The 23712-nt window shown below is 54.1% G+C and carries 17 protein-coding genes; 7 read left to right on the top strand and 10 right to left on the bottom strand.

Annotated elements, in window-relative coordinates; genetic code table 11:
- Positions 1–704: 704 nt before the first annotated feature.
- Together EIY72_RS09915 and EIY72_RS09910 are read right to left on the bottom strand one after the other, a co-directional pair.
- Entirely contained in the window at positions 705–1271 is a 567-nt protein-coding gene (locus EIY72_RS09915) for a site-specific integrase (RefSeq protein ID WP_093224241.1), read from the bottom strand.
- 60 nt (positions 1272–1331) lie between these two features.
- Positions 1332–1634 carry a hypothetical protein gene (locus tag EIY72_RS09910; protein ID WP_093224244.1) on the bottom strand — a complete coding sequence of 101 codons (303 nt, stop codon included), beginning with the start codon at positions 1632–1634 and terminating at the stop codon, positions 1332–1334.
- Positions 1635–1766: 132 nt separating this feature from the next.
- Here EIY72_RS09910 and EIY72_RS09905 point away from each other — a divergent pair, with 132 nt between their 5' ends.
- Positions 1767–2717 (top strand): DNA-binding protein, encoded by a 951-nt coding sequence (locus EIY72_RS09905; RefSeq protein WP_093224247.1) that lies wholly within the window; start codon positions 1767–1769, stop codon positions 2715–2717.
- Between the two features lie 84 nt (positions 2718–2801).
- Here the strand turns inward: EIY72_RS09905 and EIY72_RS09900 are convergent, their stop codons facing one another.
- Entirely contained in the window at positions 2802–3713 is a 912-nt protein-coding gene (locus EIY72_RS09900; protein WP_093224250.1) for a hypothetical protein, read from the bottom strand.
- Positions 3714–4779: 1066 nt separating this feature from the next.
- Between EIY72_RS09900 and EIY72_RS09895 the strand changes: the two genes are divergently transcribed.
- The 6 genes from EIY72_RS09895 (at position 4780) to EIY72_RS09870 (ending at position 13618) form a co-directional block, all read left to right on the top strand.
- On the top strand, positions 4780–5277 hold the full coding sequence (locus tag EIY72_RS09895) for a hypothetical protein (protein WP_093224256.1): 498 nt from the start codon (positions 4780–4782) through the stop codon (positions 5275–5277).
- 768 nt (positions 5278–6045) lie between these two features.
- The gene (locus tag EIY72_RS09890; RefSeq protein WP_093224259.1) at positions 6046–7917 is read left to right on the top strand and encodes a hypothetical protein; all 1872 of its coding nucleotides are present in this window, start codon (positions 6046–6048) and stop codon (positions 7915–7917) included.
- Positions 7901–8848 carry a TniB family NTP-binding protein gene (locus tag EIY72_RS09885; RefSeq protein WP_157720944.1) on the top strand — a complete coding sequence of 316 codons (948 nt, stop codon included), beginning with the start codon at positions 7901–7903 and terminating at the stop codon, positions 8846–8848. The genes EIY72_RS09890 and EIY72_RS09885 overlap by 17 nt, the downstream gene beginning before the upstream one ends.
- On the top strand, positions 8845–10926 hold the full coding sequence (locus EIY72_RS09880) for a TniQ family protein (protein WP_093224265.1): 2082 nt from the start codon (positions 8845–8847) through the stop codon (positions 10924–10926). Before EIY72_RS09885 ends, EIY72_RS09880 begins: the two co-directional genes overlap by 4 nt.
- Positions 10927–11443: 517 nt before the next feature.
- Positions 11444–12574, top strand: a complete 1131-nt coding sequence (locus tag EIY72_RS09875; RefSeq protein ID WP_093224268.1) for a nitrilase-related carbon-nitrogen hydrolase — start codon at positions 11444–11446, stop codon at positions 12572–12574.
- A 3-nt stretch (positions 12575–12577) separates the two neighbouring features.
- The gene (locus EIY72_RS09870) at positions 12578–13618 is read left to right on the top strand and encodes an AraC family transcriptional regulator (protein WP_093224271.1); all 1041 of its coding nucleotides are present in this window, start codon (positions 12578–12580) and stop codon (positions 13616–13618) included.
- Between the two features lie 348 nt (positions 13619–13966).
- On the opposite strand, the gene EIY72_RS09865 is transcribed toward EIY72_RS09870, so the two are convergent.
- From EIY72_RS09865 to tig, 7 genes are all read right to left on the bottom strand, one after another.
- Positions 13967–14827, bottom strand: coding sequence for a DUF2242 domain-containing protein (locus EIY72_RS09865; protein WP_093224274.1), 861 nt, complete (start codon positions 14825–14827; stop codon positions 13967–13969).
- 198 nt (positions 14828–15025) lie between these two features.
- Positions 15026–16897, bottom strand: a complete 1872-nt coding sequence (locus tag EIY72_RS09860; RefSeq protein ID WP_093224277.1) for a SurA N-terminal domain-containing protein — start codon at positions 16895–16897, stop codon at positions 15026–15028.
- Positions 16898–17130: 233 nt separating this feature from the next.
- Positions 17131–17403 (bottom strand): HU family DNA-binding protein, encoded by a 273-nt coding sequence (locus EIY72_RS09855; RefSeq protein ID WP_002552737.1) that lies wholly within the window; start codon positions 17401–17403, stop codon positions 17131–17133.
- Between the two features lie 148 nt (positions 17404–17551).
- Complete coding sequence (gene lon / locus EIY72_RS09850) at positions 17552–19948, bottom strand: endopeptidase La (RefSeq protein ID WP_093224280.1); 2397 nt, start codon at positions 19946–19948, stop codon at positions 17552–17554.
- A gap of 228 nt (positions 19949–20176) precedes the next feature.
- Positions 20177–21460: an ATP-dependent Clp protease ATP-binding subunit ClpX gene (gene clpX / locus EIY72_RS09845; protein WP_093224282.1), complete on the bottom strand. Its 1284-nt coding sequence runs from the start codon at positions 21458–21460 to the stop codon at positions 20177–20179.
- Between the two features lie 112 nt (positions 21461–21572).
- Positions 21573–22208: an ATP-dependent Clp endopeptidase proteolytic subunit ClpP gene (gene clpP, locus EIY72_RS09840; protein WP_090468346.1), complete on the bottom strand. Its 636-nt coding sequence runs from the start codon at positions 22206–22208 to the stop codon at positions 21573–21575.
- 92 nt (positions 22209–22300) lie between these two features.
- The gene (gene tig / locus EIY72_RS09835) at positions 22301–23611 is read right to left on the bottom strand and encodes a trigger factor (RefSeq protein ID WP_093224284.1); all 1311 of its coding nucleotides are present in this window, start codon (positions 23609–23611) and stop codon (positions 22301–22303) included.
- Between the last annotated feature and the right edge of the window lie 101 nt (positions 23612–23712).

The raw sequence follows: 23712 nt of genomic DNA, 5'->3' as shown, positions 1-23712 counted from the left end.
GCCGACCAGGTGACGCTCGCCCGTTCAAACGGACAACTAGCTTCGGGCAGTCATCAACAACACTAGCACCTCCACATCCATCTTGAGCTGCAACAAGACACTAAGCGACTGCTCTCTACTCACTTGGGCGAAGCGCAACGCACCCGGCAATTGAGGACGCTCCGTTGCCAGTATCTGGGACTTACTTTGACTGCTCGCCTGCACCAGTGAAATTGGGTGGAAGGCACGGGCCGGTTCCCGCCAGCAATCCGATCGGTTCCAAGTCTCACCTGCCAACAGGGCGGCGTCCAAAAATCGATTCGCATTTGCCGAACGCGCCCTGAGCGCCGCCTGCGCTGCGGCCGTAAATTGCTCAGCGGCCTGCCAATTTTTTCGTTCTGACTTTGCGCTTACCTTTCATCACGGCTCTCGAAGCGAATCACGAACATCTACTCCCGACAGACATTGAGACATGGCCGGACCGCCTTGGGACTTCTCCCAATTCGACGCTCGTTGCTCGAAAGTTACCACTCACGTTGATCAGGGTGGGCCACGCGTCTCCTTGACGTACCGTCAACCATGGCCATCGCCCAAAAAAAGTGCTGGGGTTTGAGAATCTTGCTTTCTCAAACCTGTTAAATCACTCACCTCAAGCGCCAATCAGTCATCTTGTACAGCTGTAATAACATAGGCCGTAGCTCAGTACGAAATCGTCGCTGACGCAGTCATTTCGACTCGGGCGCGCTGTCACGTCGCCAATCGCCGAAGGGCGCGTCGGCCTCCACGTAGCGCAGGGCACTGTGCACGTCACGCCAGCCGACATACTCCATCAGGGCTTTTGGGCTCCATTGATTGCGCGTGGCCCAGGTCGCAAAACCGCGGCGCAGCGAATGGCCGCTGTAGCGCTCGCCGGCGACACCACCGCGGGTCAACGCCCGACGCAGCACCCGCGCCACGCTGTACGGGTGCAAGGCAGCCGGGGCGAGATGGCCCCAGCGGTCGATGCTGCAAAACACCGGCCCCGCCTGCAGTTGACTGAGGGTCAACCACTGCTCATACGCTTGCACCGGGCACAGCCGTTTTAACGCCGGCACACTGACAGTGCGGCCTTGATGCTCACGGTCGGATTTGCTGCTGGACAAAAACAGGCTCAGCCCTTCACCCACCACCAACTGATTGGTCTCAATCCTCAGGCGACACAGATCGTCGCTGCGAAAGGCGCGCCAAAAGCCCAGCAACAACAACGCCCGATCGCGACAAGCGCGCAAACGCTCAGTCGGATTAGGCGACATCTCCTCCAGCAGTAGGGCCGTAACACACTGCTCCAGCTCGCGCAGTTGCAGGGGCTCGGCCTAGCGCACTGGCCGTGGATGCAAGGCCTGAATACCCCGCAACACGTCGCGCACTTGCGGGGCTTTGGTCGGGTCGACAAACCCATGGTTCAGATGCCAACGCGCCAGGGCTGCCAAGTTACCGCGCAAGGTGCTGATCGACAGGGCGTCAGCGTGCTCGGCGAGGTAACGCACAATGCTGTCACTCGAGGCTGGGAGAAATCCACCCCAACCCACCTCATAATGCGCGACGGCTTGCTGGTAGCGGCGCGTAGTGCTTTCCCGCCTTGCCGCTTGCAGGTAACGCTCCGCGGCCGTGCTCATACCCGCCCTCCTCTGCACTAGGGTGGTCCAGGCTTGGTTCAAACCGACTGTCGAACGCAACCAGAAACAAGGCAACTGCCTGTGCATGCGCCATACTGCATGACACCTGCAAATTCCACAGGAGCTGGCGACATGGCCCGTGGCGGGATCAATAAAGCCCTGGTGCACGCCGCGCGTGACGCCTTGTTAGAGCGTGGACTGCATCCAAGCATCGACCTGGTCCGCGTTGAGTTAGGTAACACCGGCTCGAAAAGTACGATCCAGCGCTACCTGAAAGAACTCAACAGCATTGAGGCCGCCAGCCACGCACCACTTGGAACCCTCAATGAAAAATTGACTACCTTGGTGAGCAGTTTAGCCGAGGAGCTAAAACAAGAGGCGCGGGAGGCCGTAGCAGAGGAGCAAGAGCAACTCGAACAGCAGCAAGTCAGCTATGCAAAGGAGCACGCGCAAATACGCGAGCAGTTGGAGCAAGCGCTGACCACCATCACCCACCTCGCTAGCGAACTGGAACAGCAGCGGCAGTGCGAACGTGGGCTGCGCGAGCTCTTGCAAAGCAGTGAGGGCGAGCGCCAACAATTGCGACAGCTTGTGGCAGGCCAGCAACAGCTACTCGAAGAGCGGGCCCAGCAACTGCAATCTTTGGAGGATAAACATCGGCATGCTCGGGAAGGGCTCGAGCACTATCGACAGGAACAACTGAATCAGCGAGGGCAAGAACTGCGCCGGCACGACGAGCAAACTAATCAGCTACGCCAGGAACTTCGTTCCATGCAGAACGTGCTACTAGCCAAACAGGAAGAGCTGGTCCAGGTGTACCGCGAGCAGGAACGCCTGCTGAATGAGCATCGGGCACTGCACGCAGAGTTGCGCCAAAAAAACCAGACGCTGTACGAAACTCAACAGGCCCACGACGCGCTGGTGACATCGCGACAACAATTACAGACCGATCACGCCGTACTACGGGAGCGGGTCAGGCCGTACTTGCTGCGGCATCGCGAAGATCGTCGTCAGTTGCGCGAGCTCGCGCGACAAAATGAAACACTGCAAACACTCTTGCGCCAATTGGCGCCCTCCGCCTAAGCCTACGATTCACTTTAGAAGGTTACTTTGCGCCTTGCTCCGCTCAACCGAGATAGCCAAGCCGCCGTGCGGTGCAGTTAGCAACTAGAGTCGACCTACAGTAGACGTCGCATGTGCACCGACGCCCAGTACAGATTGTCCATGGCGAACAATCGCGCTGGTGATCCTTTCCTGAAAGCGACGGGGGATATCCGGCCGAAATGTCTCGTGCAGCGACCGGTCGATCGCTTGTAGTAGGGACAAATTTCGTCGTTCCACCAACTGCCATATCCAGATAAGACACTCTTCTCCCCACTCACTGACATACTGGTTGGCGATCAGGTGATCTCCCAACTCGTCGAAGGCGACCAGATAATCCAAGAACTCCACGCTGTTATGCGGCCACATCCTCGCATCCACCGCCATGCGATTGTCCTTGATCAGATCATCCAATAGTTCATACAGCTCGACCGAAATGCAACGGCACGGAGGTCGCAGGCAAGCCAAGGCAAAGAATGGAAAAAAGTTCTTGGCAGCCCAGGCCTGCTGAATCGCGAAGCGTTTTGCCTGGCACCTGAGATAACAAATCAGGTAACCCAGTTGGCTCCAATCCGGACATTCAAAAAGGCTCGACATCTCGAGCGCATGATGGGTACTCAATGGATCACCGTTCAATCGAAAAAAAGAAATGCCGGTGTCAAACGCCGTGTGAGGTGTTCGAAAGTTCAAGGTGAACCACAGCAAATTGTCGTAGACCTCGCGGAGATCACTAAACTCCTCGAACCATGCCTTCCGAGTTTGGTCACGCACAATTGCCCCTTTGAAACGGCGGCGCCACGCTTTCAGTAAGCCCCAAGGCACAGGTTCTTTTTCAGACGCGCCGGGGCTCTTTCGGTCCTGCCAAGCGGCCATCGCATACGGGCTGGGAGCGCACTTGGCGTTCATTGCCAACGCGGCAATCAGCACCTGCCCCCGCACACTCTCTACATGTGTCGACACTTCGCCGAATGGGTACATGAGCAACCTCCTCACACTGAACCTGCAGAGAGTGTAGTTCTACAACATGTTGTTGGTGCGTCCAGCACGGTCGATGAGAGGCTGCGGACAAGCTTGTACCAATGCTGAATTTTTTACGCGGCGACCTACTTATCCAACTGATTATTATAGGATTATTCCGGATCAAAAAAATTGATGCTGCAGATAGGTAGGTGTCTCTAGGCGGCGAATTTGGTAATAATCAATTTGACGCTATCTGAAGGTGGAACATTCGGCCTAGGTGAGGCACGCCCAATACCAAGCCTTCCTCAACTTCAGCGCATCGCTGAACTAGCGATGAAAAGCCCCCTGGCTTTCGGCAGTCGTAATAAAGAGGCCGCCCGCCTTACCAAACGTACGGCCCGTATGCATTGTGGAGATCGCCACCATGAGTACAGAAGCTCCCATTGACGCGTTCAAGTTCCTTCGCAGCGACTCCCGTTTTCTAGCGGCAGAACTGAAGGGAGTCGATGCCTCGCCATGCACTGCATCGATGGCCTCGGACGTCTCCAATCGAACTCTCTTCATCTGGCGGCTGTGTAACGGTTCATCGCTGGCGAAGGCCACTGTCTTAGCCCTTAACTCGATCCTTGAAAGGGCATCGGTCGCTGCTCCTAGGGAATCGCAGGTCGGACAATACGGCGAGTATGGCAATTCCGAGTACATAGTCACCTCTGCGCAAGATGATTGTGTCTGGCTTGAGCGGAAGGATTCTTACCGCCGAAATGCAGCGAAACTCGATTCCCTGGTGACTCCTCTTCCCTCACACAAAGCGCTTCCTAACCGCGCTTGTCATGCGAGTTGGGGCCACCGCGAAGTTAAAACAACATCGTCCTAGACCAGCACCGCCGGCTGGATCGCCAACCGTAGCTCATTCAGCTACTGACTCTGGAGAAAATGCACTCAAGTTATCGGTAACAGGGGCTGTCGCGGCTATCGCTCGCGCATGACATTGCTCGCCAAATCGCGCAATTGAATGAACGCCTCTTCACCGACAGCAGCTCACGGTGCCCACATTGACCACTGTGTACCTAGAGGAGAACCGGTGATGGACAGGTTTGATCGCTGCATTCCTGATGACGAGCTGGCCATCTGCTATGCGCAACTTCTGCACTTTAAAACCCGCCCAGCATACGTTTGCCATTCAGTGGAAATGCACGCAATTTTTGGTGACGTGCACAGACGGGATCTGTCCTACTCATTGCAGCACGCTATCCACGTGACGTTGACCAATGGAGTACGTTGCGGAGAGGAGGGACCTCAATACATTGTGGACTCTGCGTTGGACACCAGAGAAATCCCACATGCTCTGAACGACATTCACCTTGACGTGAGGTTCGACAATTCAAATCGTCACAAGCAGAGCGCGAAAGTCGAACGATTCTTCCACGACTTTAATCTCTACCTGATTAAAGGTATTGCGGATGACAGCAGCACAGCAAACACCTACACCATAACACTTCGCAAGAAATTTGAAGAGTGGCTGAAGACTTATCAGCAAGGTTCTAATGCTATCAAGCCCGACACTCGCAAACTCGGCCACTAGTTGCGCCAGAAATTTTGTCTTCATGTCGGCGACAAATAAGTAAGATTGTGTACGTAAATACTATCAACCAGCCAGGTAATCATAGCTGATTACCGCCAGCTCTAATATCAGACCCGTGCCTGATGCATTGGAGACAAACGATGGAAGGTCATATACAAGTCCGCAAGCTCGCCCAACGAGAAGGATACGGCAAACACCTGCTGTTTTTCCCATCAAGGAAGAACCATACCCAAGTTGTGTGCCACAGCACCCTTGAGTCAGACTATTGTGTGCACTTAGAATACGACCCAAGAGTAATTCAGTACGTCAGTCAACCACGGGAATTACAACTCCTAATCAATAACCGTCAGCGCCGATATCGCCCGGACTTCAAGGTCGAAACGTCCGAGCTATGCTACTACACGGAGGTGAAAGTAAATTTCAGCGAACTATCTTCGCGCTGGATTACAACACTTCACGCAGCACAGGAAACTCTACACAGACAAGGGCTCCAATTGGTATTGGCCGACCTCCCCTATATTCGCCCCGCAGAACGGTTGAGAAATCTGAAATTTTTGTACTTTCACTCATTTAACGTCTGCCCAGATGAGTTCGGCGGATGTTTGCGGCTATTGTCCACACTGCATTACCCAATCAGCTTGCGCCAACTACTGATGCACCCATCCCAAGTCCGCGAGCGGGCAATATATAGAGCTCTCTTTGAGCGGTTGCTAAATTTTGACCACAGTCAACGCCTGACCCTAGACACACCGATTTGGGGAGTTCGTGATGAGCATTAGCGAACCGAAAGTAGGCGCGCAATATAGGCTCGACGGTCAGGTCTACGAGATTGTAAGTATAGATGGTAGCGACATTGCAATGTGCTCCCTAATTCATCAATACCGCCGTTTCATTGACCGCGACATGTTTGCCAGCATGGAGCAAAAAGGCAAATTGATTCTGCACCAACGTGCCCCCATCGATATTAGCCCTGCTGCCCGTTTTGCATCAATGCCGGAGTTGCAGCAAAAAATGGCGCGAACACATTTTGCTTACGCACTGGAGTGCCTGGAGAACCTTGACGGCAGGCTTCCACGCATCGCCGGTGAGGCGATGATCAAACGAGTCGCAGACAGAATCCAAGATGACGATCGACCTAGCCTATCTTCCGTCAGGAGATGGAAAAAAAGGTTATCGGATAATAACTGCAATCCCTTATCGCTGCTCAGGTTGGCGCCTAAACCTCGCCCTAAACGACTACCAACTTGCGCTGAAGAACTCATACAGCACTATATAGACACGGTGTACTTGCAAAGAGAACGACCGTCCATCACTCATGCATATAAGTTATTAAAGGGGCACATTGCCAAAGAAAACAGAGACCGTGCCAAGTATAGTACTGAGAGGTTAAAAGTACCATCGTACGCGACTTTCCGTCGGCGGATATTGCAGAAAGATAGCTATTACGTCACCCAAAAACGGGAGGGGACGAAATCCGCCAGAAGAAAGAACAAATTTAGCGGTCATCTGTATATCGATGACGACCCGTACTCCGTGACTCTCTTTGATAGTCACAAGATGAATGTGTGCGTCAAGGATCATCGAACGGGTGTAGTCGGACGGCCAGTACTCTCGGCACATATTGTACCTGCCACAAGGGAAAACTCTGGGTGGGACATTTCCCTAGGCGCACCCTGTGCGGAGAAGATGATGCGAGCGACGATACGAGCAATCATCAAAAACGGTAAGATGGCGGGAATTGGTGGAGATCATGGCTCGGAGATTCTAAACAACTGGACGATTACAACGTTCAAAACCTTGGGCATCAACCCTAATTACGTTCCCATTGATGATCCTGACGCAAAAGCCATGATCGAACGTTTCTTCGGTACCGTAAGCACCGGATTTACCAATAATCTTCCAGGCACAACCAAAGGCTCTCCAGAGGCACTAGGTGATTACTCCTCGAAAGAATATGCCTGTTTGACCCTAGAGCAATTACGCACAGCCTATGAATCTTGGCTCGAGGTGTACCATAACACTTGGCACGAAGAATTATATACCAGTCCAGCACAAAAGAAGATTCAATTATGTTCACTCGCGCCCCCAGCCGAGCAATACACCGAAGAGGAACTAAAAGACTTGTGTGTAAGCAGGTGGTATTTAAGGCTCGACGGCGGACGAGTCTATACTAAACACCTAAGTTGGTTCGGGGCTGGATTACCTGAGGTTCGCCAGAAACTTAAACGAGATCAAAAGGCAGTGGTCTACTACAATCCTTGTGACCTCGGCACCGTCTGGGTGGCACACCCCGAAACGCCGGATGACAGACATCCGGCGACAGCCACTGATCCAGACTACCAAAACGGCCTGACACTCAGCGATCATGAATTAGTTGTAGCGCAGCTATTGCAAGAAAGGAATAACTTCAACGCTGATATTGCTCTAATAAAACTTTATGAGCTCAACGAGTACGTGAAAGCATGCAAAGAAAGTAGTCAGAAAAAAAGCAAACCAATCAATATGACTCCCACAACTAAAGATGAAGAGATGGACAACTCTTCATTGGATACTTGCATTGAGGGAGGCCTAACTACAGATGACGAAGACTTCATTACTCTTTATACGGCAGTTGGAGACGATGATGAATCCGATCACTAAAGCGAAGCTTCAGCACTTCAAAGAGCTTACGATCCTACACCCCTCCTATTCGGACGCGCTGGAGTCACTCCATCGTTCAATCGAAGCGGCAGATGTGCTCGGCGAAAACTGTGGTGCAGTACTACTAGGAGACTCAGGCACGGGTAAAAGCCGTATTTGTCAACAACTAACTGCCGAGTTCCCACCTGCGCGCTTTGTAAAGTCGGAGGACGGGATTCAAAAAATCATGCCAGTCGTTTCATGCCTTGTGCCGAACGACACTACTGTCAAATCTCTTATGGCCAGGTTATTGAGGGAATTTGGAGCTTATCGCCCCTACCAAAATCAGGAAGCCTTGGAAAGCTGTCTATTCCAAACGCTCGTAAGCTGCCAGACAAAACTTCTCATACTCGATGAGTGGCCCCACCTCTATCGATCTGGCACCAGCCAAGCAATCAAAAATGCGGCTGACTTTGTTAAGGTTCTAATGGACGTATTCCAAAGACCCGTACTATTAGTTGGCGAGTGCGAAACTGAAAAAATTATCGATTTGCGCAGCGCACTCACCGATCGTTTTCCATACCGTGCCTACCTACAACCTTTCTCCCTGAGCACACCGGAAAACTGGAATACGTTTTCCAAGGTGCTTCGAGCCTATGCGACGCATTTAAAAACTGAAATTGGCTTCGTCAACACACCCGCATTCACAGATGAAAAAATGGTACTTTCCTTTTATGTAGCAACAGGAGGAAATTTCCGAGGTTTATTTAACATTTTGTTTGCTGCCATAATGGCAGCGCTTAACAGAAATGATGAAAACCTACTCATCGACGATTTGGCTGCGGGCTGTAATCGTGTAAAGGTTTCACTTCGCCTTACAAAAGAAAATCCATTCGAGATGACCATTGGCCAGCTTAAAAAGGCAATCACAAGCAGCAGGAAGAAAAAATGAGCCCACTCATATTTTTTCCGATTCCGAAAGATGGGGAGAGCGCAATGTCGTTGATATATCGCTGTGCAATTGGCAACGGCATCTCAACGAATCAGTTCCTCCTGGATGCCCATAATCATCAGCGTAACTCCATGATTTCTGTGCTTTGGAAAGCCCATGCAGCCTGCAACTTACTAACCAGTCATTCGTCTTTTGAACCGCATGAGAAGGCTAGCATCCAAGCGTGTTTTTTTACCCCTTCAGGACCAAGTTCGCGAAGTGGAATAAACGTTGCGGGAGTTTCTTTTGCGCCTTCAGTAGTAAGAACAGATCTGGCCCTTTGCCCTGGTTGCGCTCGCGAGGGCTTCCTCAATCAGATGCATGCCTTTAATTTTTCGGATGTGTGTCCTGTACATGGAGAGTTGTACATTGAGAAGTGTCCAGAATGCAAGAACAAACTCGAATGGCGGAGCATAAATAATTATTTCTGCCCCTGTGGCTTTGATTTACGCCTCACACCTACTGTACTTGCAAACAACCATACGAGTCAATTACTCAGTACAGCATTGAACAATAAAGATACGCAGTTCTTCACTACCTTCATTGCAGCCATGACCGCGATGAGCTTTGCGCATACATGTGACAATCGGTCATTCATCCTTGAAAGTTGCACCAAGATAGCAACTGGCAACAAAACTTTTTTCTTTCGAGAATTGGAAAAACTGCAAGACCGATTCCCCAGCCTCCACCGTCGAGCACTACTAGCACCATTTCTGCTCAGCGCAAACCCAACACTTAGTCAATATGCAAAAGAATACTATTTCAGTGCGTGCCAGACCCGCCCTGTGAGTCATGCTGCCAACTGCCAGTGTGGGGAACTTGTATTTGAGTCCGAGGAAATAAAGCTGATATTTGGCTCCAATGAGAATGTTATGGCATTGCGGAACGAACACCGCTGCGTGTACTCTTCATCTCGGCGCACAATTCGAAAAACCTTTCAGTGCCCCGAGCTATGCAAGACGCTATATTCCCACAAAGATATTTTGTGGGAGCGGGATGATACTCCAGCAGAGCCATTGCACGAATTTGAGCTTTTGAATCATATAGCCGCAGCAGAACTTTTAGGCACAACGCCAAAAACCGTACGTCGACTTATAAGCTCCGGCTTATTGAAGGGAGCGAAGCTGGACAACTCATCAAGAATAGCCACCACGCTAGGAGAAGTAAATAAATTTAACGACAACTACGCCCTTAAGTCTGAGATAATCAGAAAAAGCGGGTTTTCCAACAACGAACTAAGAACTCTTCTTTTAAACTTAGCCCCGATAGCTATTCGGACCACACGCTACGCAAGAAAACTCTTAGTTTATCAAAGAAAACACCTTCCCGAAGATCTGCGCCAACGCCTTGATCGACGAAATATGAATATCTTAAAACATCTCCCCTACTCTAGCGGACTAATAACTTTCAACATCGCTTCCGAGCGTTTACGCATGCCCGTTAAAGATGTGGCTGAACTTGTGAGATTGGGAATATTGAAAACAGCCCCTGGGCCGATCCGGAGAGGTAGAAGTCATAGAGAATATTGCACTGAGGAAGGAATGAGGAACGCACTGATCTGGAGAGAAAAACACCTATCAGTATCGGAGGTTGACGAAGCGACAGGTTGCGACTCGCGCATCATCCACTCACGCTTTATTAACACGGGATATATAGAGTGCATATGGCTGGAAAGAGCCTACATTACACTAGATGATGCAAAGAAAATTAATGAGCATTATCGCAACTATATTACAACGACATCCCTTTACACAAAATTTAGAGTTTCCAAATCAGTTGTATCAGGTCTTATTGACGCAAAAAAAATAACACCCCTACCTCTATGTCATCCAGACTCTATAAACGGGCATACAGTCTTAAGGCTAGACGAAGTTAACAATATACTTACTGAGCACCGCAAAAGTCAGCGTAAGATAAGTACTCAACCAAAGACTACGAAGCCCCTGCGTAGAATCTATAGTCACTACCTGACGACTCCTGCAACACTTCAGTCTATAGCACAGTCTATAGGCATAGAATCATCAATAACAAGAAAGTAAACCGGGCCCTCGCTAACAAATGCTACCGATTACGGCGATCCCAAGGCCTTAGCAAAAAACCCCAAGTCCACCGAATAATAATATTATTGAGATTACTGACAACCGCACGGTATAGAACGAAAAGCATGTAACGTTTTTACGTTTCGTCTAGCCCAGATCTTAGATTAACATCGACCTCACAAAAGCTACCTCCCTAGAAAATATATGTAGTTGAGTTATATCGACCAGTATTTACACCAAAGCTAGATCCCTGCCGACGCCCGCTCCCCTTTCGCTAAAAATCTGCACCCAAGAAAGATCAACTGTTCTCCCATTTTTCTCTTTCGATCTGGCCCCTTGACCGGACCTAGTTTTGAGGTGCAATTACGATGCTTAATTCGCAGGAAAATACCAATTTGGGTGAAAATAAAAATTCTGCTAACATGAAAAAAAATTAATAACCTATTGATTTTCGGTAGCTCAAAAGTTCAGGATCAATGAAAATCCATGCCAGCCCGTGGCCGTTGACTGTTCACCCATGCGTAAATTTCTGTACCTGACGTTTTCCCTGGCAGTGATCGCTGCCCTCACGACCTACGCGATGTGGGCCGCGGACCGTCCGATGGGGCATTACCTCTCGGACCTGCGCATCAGCCTGGCCGTCGATCAGGGCGCCCCCGCCGATCACGGCAATCTGCTGGGCATCCAGCCCGAATTGTTCCCCACTGACTATCAAAGCCCCGAACGCCTGCACCGCAAGCTCGCGGCCTATCTGCAGAAAGCCCAGGCCCAGGGTTTGTTGAACGGCAAAACCATCGTGGTATTGCCGGAGCACATTGGCACCTGGCTGATGGTCAGCGGCGAGAAAGACGAGTTGTATCAGGCCAGCTCCCTCAAGGAAGCGATGAATTGGCTGGCGGTGAGCAATCCGCTGAAGTTTGTCCGTGCCCTGATCAGCGCCGAAGGTGGCAACCGGCTGGATGACGCGCACCTGCGCATGAAGGCCAAATCGATGGCCAAGGACTACCAGGCGCTGTTCGGCGGACTGGCCAGGGAATTCCACATCACCCTGGTGGCGGGCTCCATCGTGTTGCCCGAACCCAGCATCGTCAACGGCACCCTGAAAATCGGCCGTGGCGCGCTGTACAACAGCAGCGTGGTGTTCAACAGCGATGGCCTCCCCATTGGCCAACCGCAACGGCAGATGTATCCGTCCTTCGCCGGACACGATGCGATCAAGGCCAACAGCGAGCATGTGCTAAATGCAGTCGACACCCCGGCTGGCCGGCTCGGTGTACTCATCGGTCGCGACAGTTGGGACCCGGACAATTACCGCAGGCTTGATGACCAGAGTGTGCAACTGGTCGCTGTACCGGCATTTGTTCCCGGCCACGGCACGTGGGACCAGCCGTGGCGTGGCTACCGGGGCTCATCGATTCCGGCGTCTTTCAGACTCAACGCCGGGGATGTCAGCGAAGGTCAGGCCTGGCGAACCCTGACCCTGACCACACACGCACCGGACAGCCGTGCCATCGCCGGCATGAGCGTATTCCTTCGGGGGCACTTCTGGGATCAGGGCAGTGCCGGCCAGAGCTTCCTGAACCGTAACGGCCAGCAGTTCGCCAATGACAACGCCCGTGGCGCGCGCATGCTCAATGTCTGGTTGTAGCCCATGAAACCGCTGCCGATGCGTCTCGGTGATCTGTCGGTAGGCTTCGTCCACAGCCTGGCCGACGCGGTGCGTAGTCATGACGTGGACCCACAGCCGCTGCTCGAACAATACGGCCTGGATACGGCCCGCCTGAGCGAAGCAGGTGCGCGGCTGTCGATACCGCGCTACATGCGCCTGGGTCACGCGGCCATTCAATTGACTGCCGACCCGGCTCTCGGCTTGCGCATGGGACAGCTCAGCCGCTTGAGTCAGGCCGGCCTTGCTGGCGTGACGGCGGCCCAGGCACCGACAGTACGCGAAGCGGCGCGCTGCCTGATTCGTTTCGAAGCGCTCTACGGCTCCAACTATCGCGGTCAATCCAGCTTTCACGAAGACGCCCAAGGCGCCTGGCTGCGCTTCTACTCCATCAGCCCCTACAACGCCTACAACCGCTTTGTGGTGGACTCGATCATCGCCGGGTGGTTGCAGCAATTGTCCGGCCTGAGCCCTGCCCCACTGCGCGCCGAACGCATTGAAATCGAATTCGAAGCACCCGATTACCGCGCGGCCTATGAGGTGCTGGGTGACTGCCCGATTCAGTTTGGTACCGAGCACAATCAACTGCGCTTGAGTCTTGCGAGCCTCGCCCAACGTAACCCCGAGCATTGTCCGAGCACCTGGCGGCACTTGCTGCAACTGTGTGAACGGGAGCTGGAGCAACTGACACGCACCCGCAGCCTGCGAGAGAGAATCATCGCATTGCTGGGACCGTTGCTCAGTGGTGGTCGGGAACCCGACCTGGAAGAAGTGGCGGCACGCCTGAAGCTGCCCACCTGGACCTTGCGTCGCAAACTGGCCGAAGAAGGCACGCAGTTTCGGGCGATTCTCAACGACACCCGTCGCGACCTGGCCATGACCTACATACGCGATACCGAACTGGCCTTCGGTGAAATCGCCTACCTGCTGGGTTTTGCCTCAGCCGAAGCCTTTCAACGCGCATTCAAACGCTGGAATGGACAGACGCCTGGCGAATTTCGCCGCAGTCATCGCCAATCCGCCTGACGCTTACAGCTCGGTAGCGTCTTCTGCAGGCTCCGGCGGATCCAGTTCGAAAGCCTGGTACTCGAGCAACTCTTCTTGATAATCATCCATTTTTGAATCCCCCAACACACCTGTAGAAACGTCTGAGTTAATGACCTGCAACCTGAGCATAAAGTGCCCGGGTGAAAGAAAAATGACGCTGGCACGACAGGTCGTCGCTACTGAATAAAACGTAGCAGGCGGTCAGGAATTTATCACGGGATTTTTCGCTGAAAGCCGCAGAACAGCGGCCTGGTTTGATGCGGGTCAATCTTTGCTTGCGGGACGGAATCGCTGTCGATCAAGCCGATCCCGTCACGCGAACGTCCATCACTGGCCGGAAGCAGGCATCGCCGGGATCGGCTCGCCAGGTGGCGGCATGTCGGCCGGGTTGCTCGGTGGCGTAATGACTTCCTCAGGCGCCGCCGGCTGAGCGTTATCAACCGGAGTAGCCGAAGGGGCTGGTGCAGGTGCTGGCACTACCGTTTCAGACGCAACTGGCGTTGCCTCGACTGGTACTGGCGCCAGTACCGGTGCCGCCGGGATCGACTCTGCGGCAGGCGCAGCTGCGGGTGTTGGCGCGAGTGCAGCCGGCGCAGCCTTGGTTTCAGGCACACCCAGGTCGGTCTTCGGCTTCTCGGTAATGTGTGCAGCCTTCTTCGCTTCCGCCGGCAGGAACATTTCGATCAATCCAAAGAAGCGATCGTAGAACTTGGCCGACGTTACGGTTTCACTGGCAACCTTGACCATCGAGTCGTCGGACGAGCCGATCGGCATCGACACCGAACCCAAGACGCCGACGCCGAGGCTGGCGGAGTTGTTGGTCTTCTTCAGCGCGTAGCGATCCTGCAGGGCGTTGGCGAACACCGTGGCGTGATGCTTCTCGCTGCCGTCATCGGTGCACACGACACTGAAGCTGATCTCCATGTGATTTTCGCCGGTCTGCTGGAAACTCTTGTGACCGGAAATCAGTTTGGGATCGTTGCTGGTAATGATGTAGCCCTGGCTGAGCAAGGCACGACGGGCGGCTTCACAGCTTTGCGCGTCGCTGACCGGGTAGTTGCGGGAAAACGTACCGGAATCGTCAAACTTCTCATGCTCATAGATGGCGCCCTTGTTCGACGAACAACCGGCCGCAACGGCCAGCACGGCGGCCAACACGGCAACCCGCATGGGAAATGATTTAGACATTGAACATCCTGAGGAAAACGGTTCGGGGCGTATTGTGCTACAGATCGAAGCTTTGCGGAGCATCGATTGTGTCTTAAAACGGTTACAGGTGGGTTGACCCCGAAATGAAGAAAAAGTCACCCGGGCAATCGATGTACGGTCCAACGAAAAAACCCCAGCTTTCGGCTGGGGTTTTTTGTCGTGGAACTCAGGCAGGCATCAGTAACGCTTGATGTCCGCTTCGCTTTCCAGCTGCTTGCGATAGGCAGCAAAGTCTTGCTGGCCAATACGCGAAGCGAGGTAGCGACGGTATTGCGCCTTCTCTTCGTCAGTTGGCGTTGCTGCGTCGTTCACCCCGTTGAGGCGCACGATCATCAGGCTGCCGTCAGCCAGCGTCACGCTGGTGAAGGTCGGCTTGTCCTTGGCAGCCGGTTTCGGCATGCGGAACAGCGCCTGCAACACAGCCGGGTCAACCCCTTCCTGAGCGCGGGTGGCCGCTTCGACAACCTTCCAGTTCTGACCGTCGACCGCCTGGTTCAACGGCGTCTTGCCATCACGCAGGTTGGCGATCACCTCGTCAGCCTTGGTCTTGGCCGCAGCACTGGCGTGCTCCTTGGCCAACTGCACACGGATCGCCGAAGAAACCGTTTCCAGCGGCAGCTGCGCAGGCTTCAGGTGCTCCTTGGCACGCAACACGATCACGGTTTCCGGATCGAGTTCGATGGCCGTGCTGTTGGCACCTTCGTCCAGTACTTCCGGGCTGAACGCCGCGGTGATCACCGCACGATTGGCAGCAATGCCTTCGCCACCTTCACGGCCGAACGGCTTGGAGGTGTGCACGGTCAGCTTCAGGTCCTGTGCAGGCTGTGCCAGATCGGACGCTTCGAACGCCGCGTCTTCCAGTTGCTTGCTCGCTTCAACGAAACGTTGCTCGACTTCCTGGGTTTTCAAGGCATGCGTCAGCTTGTCTTTCAGGCTGGCCAATGTAGGCACTTCAGGTGCTTCCACGCCCAGCAGCTTGATCAGGTGGTAGCCGAAATCTGTACGGATCGGCTCCGACACCTGGTCCTTGTTCAACGCGTACAGGGCTTTTTCGAACGCAGGGTCGTAGACCCCAGGACCGGCATAACCCAGGTCACCGCCGTTGTTCGCCGAGCCAGGGTCCTGGGAGAACTCCTTGGCCAGTGCTTCGAACTTCTCACCCTTGGCCAGACGCGCCTGGATGTCTTCGATCTTCGCCTTGGCTTGCGCTTCGGTAGTCTTGTCGTTGACTTCGATCAGGATGTGCGCAGCCCGACGCTGTTCGGACAGGTTGGCAATTTCTTTCTGGTAAGCCGCTTGCAGGTCTTCGTCCTTGACGGCGACCTGATCAAAGAAGGAAGACTTCTTCAGCTCCAGGTAATCGATGACCACCTGATCCGGGGTCATGAACTCTTTGGCGTGCTCGTCGTAGTAAGCCTTGACCTCATCATCGGTCAGCTTCACGGCGGCCGGGTCAGCCTTGATGTTCAGGGAGGCGAAGTCGCGGGTCTGCTTTTCCAGATGGGCGAAAGCCAGTACCTGTGCGTCGGTGACAAAACCGCTGCCAGCCAGACCGGCGCGCAGTTGGCCGATCAGCATTTCCTGGGCCAGCATCTGGCGGAACTGCATGCGGCTGTAGCCGAGCTGGCGAATCACCTGGTCGAAACGCTCAGGACTGAACTTGCCGTCGACCTGAAATTCAGGCGTTTGCAGGATCACTTGATCAAGAGCGGCTTCGGAGAAAGCGAATTTGGATTTTTCTGCGCCTTGCAGCAGCAGTTTGCGATCGATCAGGCCCTTGAGAGCCGATTCGCGGAGCATTTTTTCATCGAGCAGCGAAGCGTCGAAATCCTTGCCCAGTTGTTGCATGAGCTGACGGCGTTGCATATCGACCGCCTGGCTCAGCTCGTTCTGGCTGATCTGTTCGCCATTGACCTTGGCCGCATCATTGCTGTGCGTGGTGGCCTTGAAAATGGCGTCGAAACCGGTCAAAGCCATCAGTGCAACGATGACCCCGATAATGGTCTTGGCAATCCAGCCTTGTGAATTGTCCCTGATATTCTGCAGCATGCGTCCCCCAGAAACGGTTGAACTTCAAAATTAGGCAACCGTGGAGCGTGGGTAGAATCCGGATAGAAGAAAGGCGCATCCGAGGATGCGCCTTCTCGTAACTGGCGGAGCGGATCGAGGGTTCGAACTGGCGACCCTCGGCGTCTTGAACCGGCGACCTGCCCTCAGACTGCCGCTCCGCTGCCAAGTCAGGCATGACCCCGACCCGGATGGGTAAAAACCTGAATCGAAACTTAGTTGACAGCTTCTTTCAGTGCTTTACCGGCTTTGAAACCTGGTTTTTTGGCTGCTGCGATTTCCAGAGTCTTACCGGTCTGTGGGTTACGACCGATGCGAGCTGGACGATCAGTTACGGAGAAAGTACCGAAACCAACCAGAACAACAGAGTCGCCAGCCTTGAGAGCGCCAGTGACGGATTCGATTACAGCGTCCAGCGCACGGCCAGCAGCAGCTTTCGGGATATCAGCGGATGCAGCGATAGCATCAATCAGTTCCGACTTGTTCACTCTAAGTCCCCTTATATCTATTTGAGTATGATTCTAAGTTTTTTTGGTGAAAGCAAAAACGAGTGCTGAATGGCCTACAGACACTTAAGAGCCGCTTTATAACAAGGGCTCTAAAAAACTGTCAACAAGCCCCCCAGGCAAATACGTACTAATGCGTGCTAATTCTTTCCTTGGAATCCGACTCGCGTTTTTCGTCCTTCGCGACAATCTCCGGAGCCACATCCGGCAAGGGCTCCGGCGCGTATTGCAGCGCAATTTGCAGGACCTCGTCAATCCATTTAACCGGTTTAATCTGTAGATCCTGCTTGATATTGTCCGGAATCTCTTTGAGATCACGCACGTTCTCTTCAGGAATGATCACTGTCTTGATTCCACCGCGGTGGGCAGCCAGCAGTTTTTCTTTCAAACCACCAATTGCCAGGACCTGGCCACGCAAGGTGATTTCGCCGGTCATGGCGACATCGGCTCGCACCGGGATGCTGGTCAGGGCCGAGACAAGGGCGGTACACATGCCCACACCGGCGCTAGGGCCGTCTTTCGGCGTCGCCCCTTCCGGCATATGGATGTGCGTGTCGCGCTTCTCGTGGAAGTCCAGAGGGATCCCCAGGCTCTTCGCCCGGCTACGAACCACGGTCAACGCAGCGGTGATCGACTCGACCATCACGTCACCCAGGGAACCGGTCTTGATCAACTGGCCCTTGCCCGGTACGACGGCGGCTTCGATGGTCAGCAATTCGCCGCCCACCTGGGTCCACGCCAGGCCAGTCACCTGACCGATCTGGTCCTGCTGTTCAGCCAGGCCATAACGGAACTTACGCACGCCCAGAAAGTGCTCCAGCATGTCTGCGGTCACTTTCACCGAGAAGCGTTTTTCCAGCGCATGCTCCTTGACCGCCTTGCGACAAACCTTGGCAATCTGGCGCTCCAGCCCCCGTACACCGGCTTCGCGGGTGTAGTAGCGGATGATGTCGCGAATGGCTTCTTCGTCGAATTCCAGCTCGCCTTTCTTCAGGCCGTTGGCCGTGATCTGCTTGGGCGAGAGGTATTTGACGGCGATGTTGATCTTCTCGTCTTCGGTGTAACCCGGCAGACGAATCACTTCCATCCGGTCCAGAAGCGCCGGTGGAATGTTCATCGAGTTCGAGGTGCACAGGAACATCACATCGGACAGGTCGTAATCGACTTCCAGATAGTGATCGTTGAAGTTGTGGTTCTGCTCCGGATCGAGCACTTCCAGCAATGCAGATGCCGGATCGCCGCGCATGTCGCTGCCCATCTTGTCGATTTCATCGAGCAGGAACAGCGGGTTGCGCACGCCCACCTTTGTCATCTTTTGAATCAATCTTCCCGGCATCGAACCGATGTAAGTACGGCGATGACCACGGATTTCCGCTTCGTCACGCACGCCACCGAGGGCCATGCGCACGAATTTACGGTTGGTGGCATGGGCAATCGACTCGGCCAGGGAGGTTTTACCCACCCCAGGAGGACCGACCAGGCACAACACCGGACCACGAATTTTCTTCACGCGCTTCTGCACGGCGAGGTATTCGAGGATGCGTTCCTTGACCTCTTCCAGACCGTAGTGGTCCGCATCAAGAATGTCTTCGGCGCGCGCCAGATCCAGACGGACCTTGCTCTGGGCCTTCCAAGGCACCTGTACCAGCCAGTCGATGTAGGAGCGGACCACGGTCGCTTCTGCCGACATCGGCGACATTTGCTTGAGTTTGTTCAGTTCCGCGGTGGCCTTGGCCAACGCGTCTTTAGGCAGACCAGCGGCGTCGATACGCTTTTTCAGTTCCTCGACTTCGTTGTGGCCTTCGTCGCTGTCGCCGAGTTCTTTCTGAATGGCCTTCATCTGCTCATTCAGGTAGTACTCGCGCTGACTGCGCTCCATTTGCTTTTTGACGCGACCACGAATGCGTTTTTCGACCTGCAGCAGATCGATCTCGGCATCGAGCAACGCCAGGACGTGCTCGACCCGGGCCGACAAATCGATGATTTCGAGGATTTCCTGCTTCTGCTCGATTTTCAGCGCCATGTGGGCAGCCATGGTATCCACCAGGCGACCAGGCTCGTCGATGCTGTTGAGCGACGACAGGACTTCAGCCGGGACCTTCTTGCCCAACTGCACATATTGCTCGAACTGCGACAGCAGGCTGCGCACGAAGACTTCCGACTCACGCTCAGGTGCGTCGACTTCTTCGATCAGGGAAACTTCGGCACGGCAGTGGCCGTCCACTTCGATGAAACGCTCGACGGTACCGCGTTGTTCGCCTTCGACCAGCACCTTGACGGTGCCATCAGGCAGCTTGAGCAACTGCAGGACAGTCGCAATGGTACCGACGCGATACAGGGCATCTTCACCAGGATCGTCGTCAGCCGGGTTTCTCTGGGCCAGCAGCAGAATCTGCTTGTCGCCCGTCATCGCGGCCTCGAGGGCTTCGATGGATTTCTCGCGCCCCACGAACAGCGGGATAACCATGTGCGGATAAACCACGACATCACGCAATGGCAGGAGAGGCAATTCGATGGTTGTCTTCATGATTTCGCCTCTACGGCGGCCATAAGGCCGTAAACAGATGGAAGTAAGCTTGAAACCAAGATGGGGGCTAGTTTCGAAAAAAACAAGCGGATAAAAAGATCTCTTGAAGATCGCGGGCCTGGACGACTACACAAAAGCCTCGAACGCCCAACAGCTATCGCAGGCATGCCCGCGCCCACAATAGCAAAGGGGCCCGAAGGCCCCTTCTTTATTTCAGCTGCGTGACGCTTAGGCGTCTGGCGCGGCCTTGGCAGTCGGCTCACTGTTTTCGTAGATGTACAGTGGCTTGGACTTGCCTTCGATAACACTTTCATCGATGACGACCTTGCTCACCTCAGACTGCGAGGGAATTTCGTACATCGTGTCGAGCAGCACACCTTCGAGAATCGAACGCAGGCCACGGGCACCGGTTTTACGCTCCAGGGCACGCTTGGCGACCGATTTCAGTGCATCTGTACGGAACTCCAGATCCACACCTTCCATCTCGAACAACTTGGCATATTGCTTGGTCAAGGCGTTTTTCGGCTCGGTGAGAATCTGCATCAGTGCAGCCTCATCAAGCTCGTCCAGCGTCGCCAGAACCGGCAGACGACCGACGAATTCCGGGATCAGGCCGAACTTGACCAGATCGTCTGGCTCGACTTCACGCAGGGATTCACCGACTTTCTTGCCTTCTTCCTTGCTGCGCACTTCCGCGTTGAAGCCGATACCACCCTTGGTGGAACGGTTCTGGATGACCTTCTCCAGGCCGGAGAATGCACCGCCGCAGATGAACAGGATGTTACGCGTATCGACCTGCAGGAATTCCTGCTGCGGATGCTTGCGACCGCCTTGAGGCGGAACGGAAGCGACCGTGCCTTCGATCAGCTTGAGCAGGGCCTGCTGCACGCCTTCACCGGAAACGTCCCGGGTGATCGACGGGTTGTCGGATTTGCGCGAAATCTTGTCGATTTCATCGATGTAGACAATACCCATCTGGGCCTTTTCCACATCGTAATCGCATTTCTGCAACAGCTTCTGAATGATGTTCTCGACATCTTCACCCACGTAACCCGCCTCGGTGAGGGTGGTAGCGTCGGCGATGGTGAACGGAACGTTCAGCAAGCGGGCCAGGGTTTCGGCAAGCAGGGTTTTACCCGAGCCTGTCGGGCCGATCAGCAGGATGTTGCTCTTGCCGAGTTCGACGTCGTCATTCTTTTTGTCACGCTGGTTCAGACGCTTGTAGTGGTTGTACACCGCTACGGCCAGAACCTTTTTCGCACGCTCCTGACCAATCACGTACTGATCAAGGATGCCGCTGATTTCTTTAGGCGAAGGCAATTTATGCGCGTTGCTTTCAGCCTGTGCTTCCTGCACCTCCTCACGGATGATGTCATTGCACAGGTCGACGCACTCGTCGCAGATAAAGACCGAGGGGCCGGCAATCAATTTGCGCACTTCATGCTGGCTTTTGCCACAGAAGGAGCAATAGAGCAGCTTGCCGTTGTCCTCGCCGTTGCGGGTGTCAGTCATTCGTTCGATCCAAATCCGATAGGCTTGCAACACAAGATGAAGGCTATTGCGGGCTTTTTCAAGCCCGCCAGTGATCAGACTCGCCGACCACGCCTATTTTGAGCTGCTTATTTTACGCGGGGCGCTGGCTGATCACTTCGTCGATCAGCCCGTACTCACGGGCAGCTTCTGCACTCATGAAGTTGTCACGATTGGTATCGCGCTCGATTTCTTCAAGGGTACGGCCGCTGTGCTTGGCCATCAAAGTATTGAGGCGCTCACGGATGAAGAGGATTTCCTTGGCATGGATTTCGATATCCGACGCCTGGCCCTGGAAACCGCCCAGTGGCTGGTGAATCATCACACGCGAGTTCGGCAGGCAGTAACGCTTGCCTGGGGCACCGGCGGTCAGCAGGAATGCGCCCATGCTGCACGCCTGACCGATGCAGGTGGTCGACACGTTAGGCTTGATGAACTGCATGGTGTCGTAGATCGACATGCCTGCCGTTACCGAGCCGCCCGGGGAGTTGATATAGAGATGGATGTCCTTGTCCGGGTTTTCCGCTTCAAGGAACAGCAGTTGCGCACAGATCAGGTTGGCCATGTAGTCCTCTACCGGGCCCACCAGAAAGATCACTCGCTCCTTGAGCAGGCGCGAGTAGATGTCGTAGGCGCGTTCGCCACGAGCGGACTGCTCGACAACCATCGGGACCAGGCCGCCTGCGGCCTGGATATCAGAGTTCTGCTGAATATAGGAATTACGGAACATGCTCTGCAGTCACTCCCAAATAGTTATGTCTTGAATGCACATAAGCCAGCTCGAAGGCTGGCTTATGTGTGTGCTTCTTAACGCAGAAACAATCAGTCGGCTTGTGGAGCTTCTACCGGCTTGACCGCTTCTTCGTAAGAGACCGATTTGTCGGTCACGCTAGCTTTCTGCAGAACAGTATCCACAACTTGCTCTTCCAGCACAACCGAACGAACTTCGTTCAGTTGCTGCTCGTTTTTGTAGTACCAGGACACAACCTGCTCAGGCTCCTGATAGGCCGAAGCCATTTCCTGAATCATCTCGCGAACGCGGGCTTCGTCAGGCTTCAGGTCGAACTGCTTGACCACTTCGGCCACGATCAGACCCAGTACTACACGGCGCTTGGCTTGCTCTTCGAACAGCTCGGCCGGCAGTTGATCAGGCTTGATGTTGCCACCGAACTGCTGAACAGCCTGCACGCGCAGACGGTCAACTTCGTTGGACAGCAGTGCTTTAGGCACTTCGATCGGGTTGGTGGCCAGCAGACCGTCCATGACCTGATTCTTGACCTTGGACTTGATCGCCTGACGCAGTTCGCGCTCCATGTTCTTGCGAACTTCGGTGCGGAAGCCTTCCAGACCGGTTTCCTTGATACCGAATTGAGCGAAGAACTCTTCGTTCAGTTCTGGCAGCTTTGGCTCGGAAACAGTGTTGACAGTCACGGTGAACTCGGCGGTTTTACCAGCCAGTTCCAGGTTCTGATAGTCCTCTGGGAAGGTCAGGTTCAGAACGCGCTCTTCACCCGCCTTGGCGCCCACCAGGCCTTCTTCGAAGCCAGGGATCATGCGGCCGGAACCCAGCACCAGCTGAGTACCCTTGGCGGAACCGCCAGCAAACACTTCACCGTCGACCTTGCCGACGAAATCGATGTTCAGCTGGTCGTCGTTCTGGGCAGCACGATCGGCCACTTCGAAACGGGTGTTCTGCTTGCGCAGCACTTCCAGCATTTTGTCCAGGTCGGCATCAGCCACGTCAGCGCTCAGGCGCTCTACGGTGATACCTTCGAAGCCGGCAACGGTGAACTCAGGGAACACTTCGAATACGGCTACGTATTCCAGGTCTTTACCCGCTTCGAGCGACTTTGGCTCGATCGATGGCTGACCAGCCGGGTTCAGCTTCTGCTCAACCACAGCTTCGTAGAAGGAAGACTGGATCACGTCGCCTACCGCTTCCTGACGAGCATCAGCACCGAAACGACGCTTGATTTCGCTCATTGGCACTTTGCCTGGACGGAAGCCAGCAATCTTGGCCTTTTGGGCGGTCTGCTGCAGACGCTTGTTGACCTGGCTCTCGATGCGCTCAGCCGGCACGGTGACGCTCATGCGGCGCTCAAGAGCAGTAGTATTTTCAACAGAAACTTGCATGGATATTCCTCGTTGCACAGACGTTAGCCGGCCGTTTCCGACCCCAGAATCAAGGGCATGCATTCTAGTGGGTCAAACTCAAGAAGTCACCCTACTGAAAA

This window comes from Pseudomonas vancouverensis, assembly GCF_004348895.1.
GTDB classification, from domain to species: Bacteria; Pseudomonadota; Gammaproteobacteria; order Pseudomonadales; family Pseudomonadaceae; genus Aquipseudomonas; species Aquipseudomonas vancouverensis.
The sequence above is the reverse complement of the archived record's forward strand: the minus strand, read 5'-3'. Positions and strand labels throughout refer to the sequence as shown.

Excerpts from the sequence above, each read along its gene's own strand:
- EIY72_RS09915 (WP_093224241.1), bottom strand. The coding sequence starts at position 1,271 with ATGTCGCCTAATCCGACTGAGCGTTTGCGCGCTTGTCGCGATCGGGCG.
- EIY72_RS09910 (WP_093224244.1), bottom strand. The coding sequence starts at position 1,634 with ATGAGCACGGCCGCGGAGCGTTACCTGCAAGCGGCAAGGCGGGAAAGC.
- EIY72_RS09905 (WP_093224247.1), top strand. The coding sequence starts at position 1,767 with ATGGCCCGTGGCGGGATCAATAAAGCCCTGGTGCACGCCGCGCGTGAC.
- EIY72_RS09900 (WP_093224250.1), bottom strand. The coding sequence starts at position 3,713 with ATGTACCCATTCGGCGAAGTGTCGACACATGTAGAGAGTGTGCGGGGG.
- EIY72_RS09895 (WP_093224256.1), top strand. The coding sequence starts at position 4,780 with ATGGACAGGTTTGATCGCTGCATTCCTGATGACGAGCTGGCCATCTGC.
- EIY72_RS09890 (WP_093224259.1), top strand. The coding sequence starts at position 6,046 with ATGAGCATTAGCGAACCGAAAGTAGGCGCGCAATATAGGCTCGACGGT.
- EIY72_RS09885 (WP_157720944.1), top strand. The coding sequence starts at position 7,901 with ATGAATCCGATCACTAAAGCGAAGCTTCAGCACTTCAAAGAGCTTACG.
- EIY72_RS09880 (WP_093224265.1), top strand. The coding sequence starts at position 8,845 with ATGAGCCCACTCATATTTTTTCCGATTCCGAAAGATGGGGAGAGCGCA.
- EIY72_RS09875 (WP_093224268.1), top strand. The coding sequence starts at position 11,444 with ATGCGTAAATTTCTGTACCTGACGTTTTCCCTGGCAGTGATCGCTGCC.
- EIY72_RS09870 (WP_093224271.1), top strand. The coding sequence starts at position 12,578 with ATGAAACCGCTGCCGATGCGTCTCGGTGATCTGTCGGTAGGCTTCGTC.
- EIY72_RS09865 (WP_093224274.1), bottom strand. The coding sequence starts at position 14,827 with ATGTCTAAATCATTTCCCATGCGGGTTGCCGTGTTGGCCGCCGTGCTG.
- EIY72_RS09860 (WP_093224277.1), bottom strand. The coding sequence starts at position 16,897 with ATGCTGCAGAATATCAGGGACAATTCACAAGGCTGGATTGCCAAGACC.
- lon (WP_093224280.1), bottom strand. The coding sequence starts at position 19,948 with ATGAAGACAACCATCGAATTGCCTCTCCTGCCATTGCGTGATGTCGTG.
- clpX (WP_093224282.1), bottom strand. The coding sequence starts at position 21,460 with ATGACTGACACCCGCAACGGCGAGGACAACGGCAAGCTGCTCTATTGC.
- clpP (WP_090468346.1), bottom strand. The coding sequence starts at position 22,208 with ATGTTCCGTAATTCCTATATTCAGCAGAACTCTGATATCCAGGCCGCA.
- tig (WP_093224284.1), bottom strand. The coding sequence starts at position 23,611 with ATGCAAGTTTCTGTTGAAAATACTACTGCTCTTGAGCGCCGCATGAGC.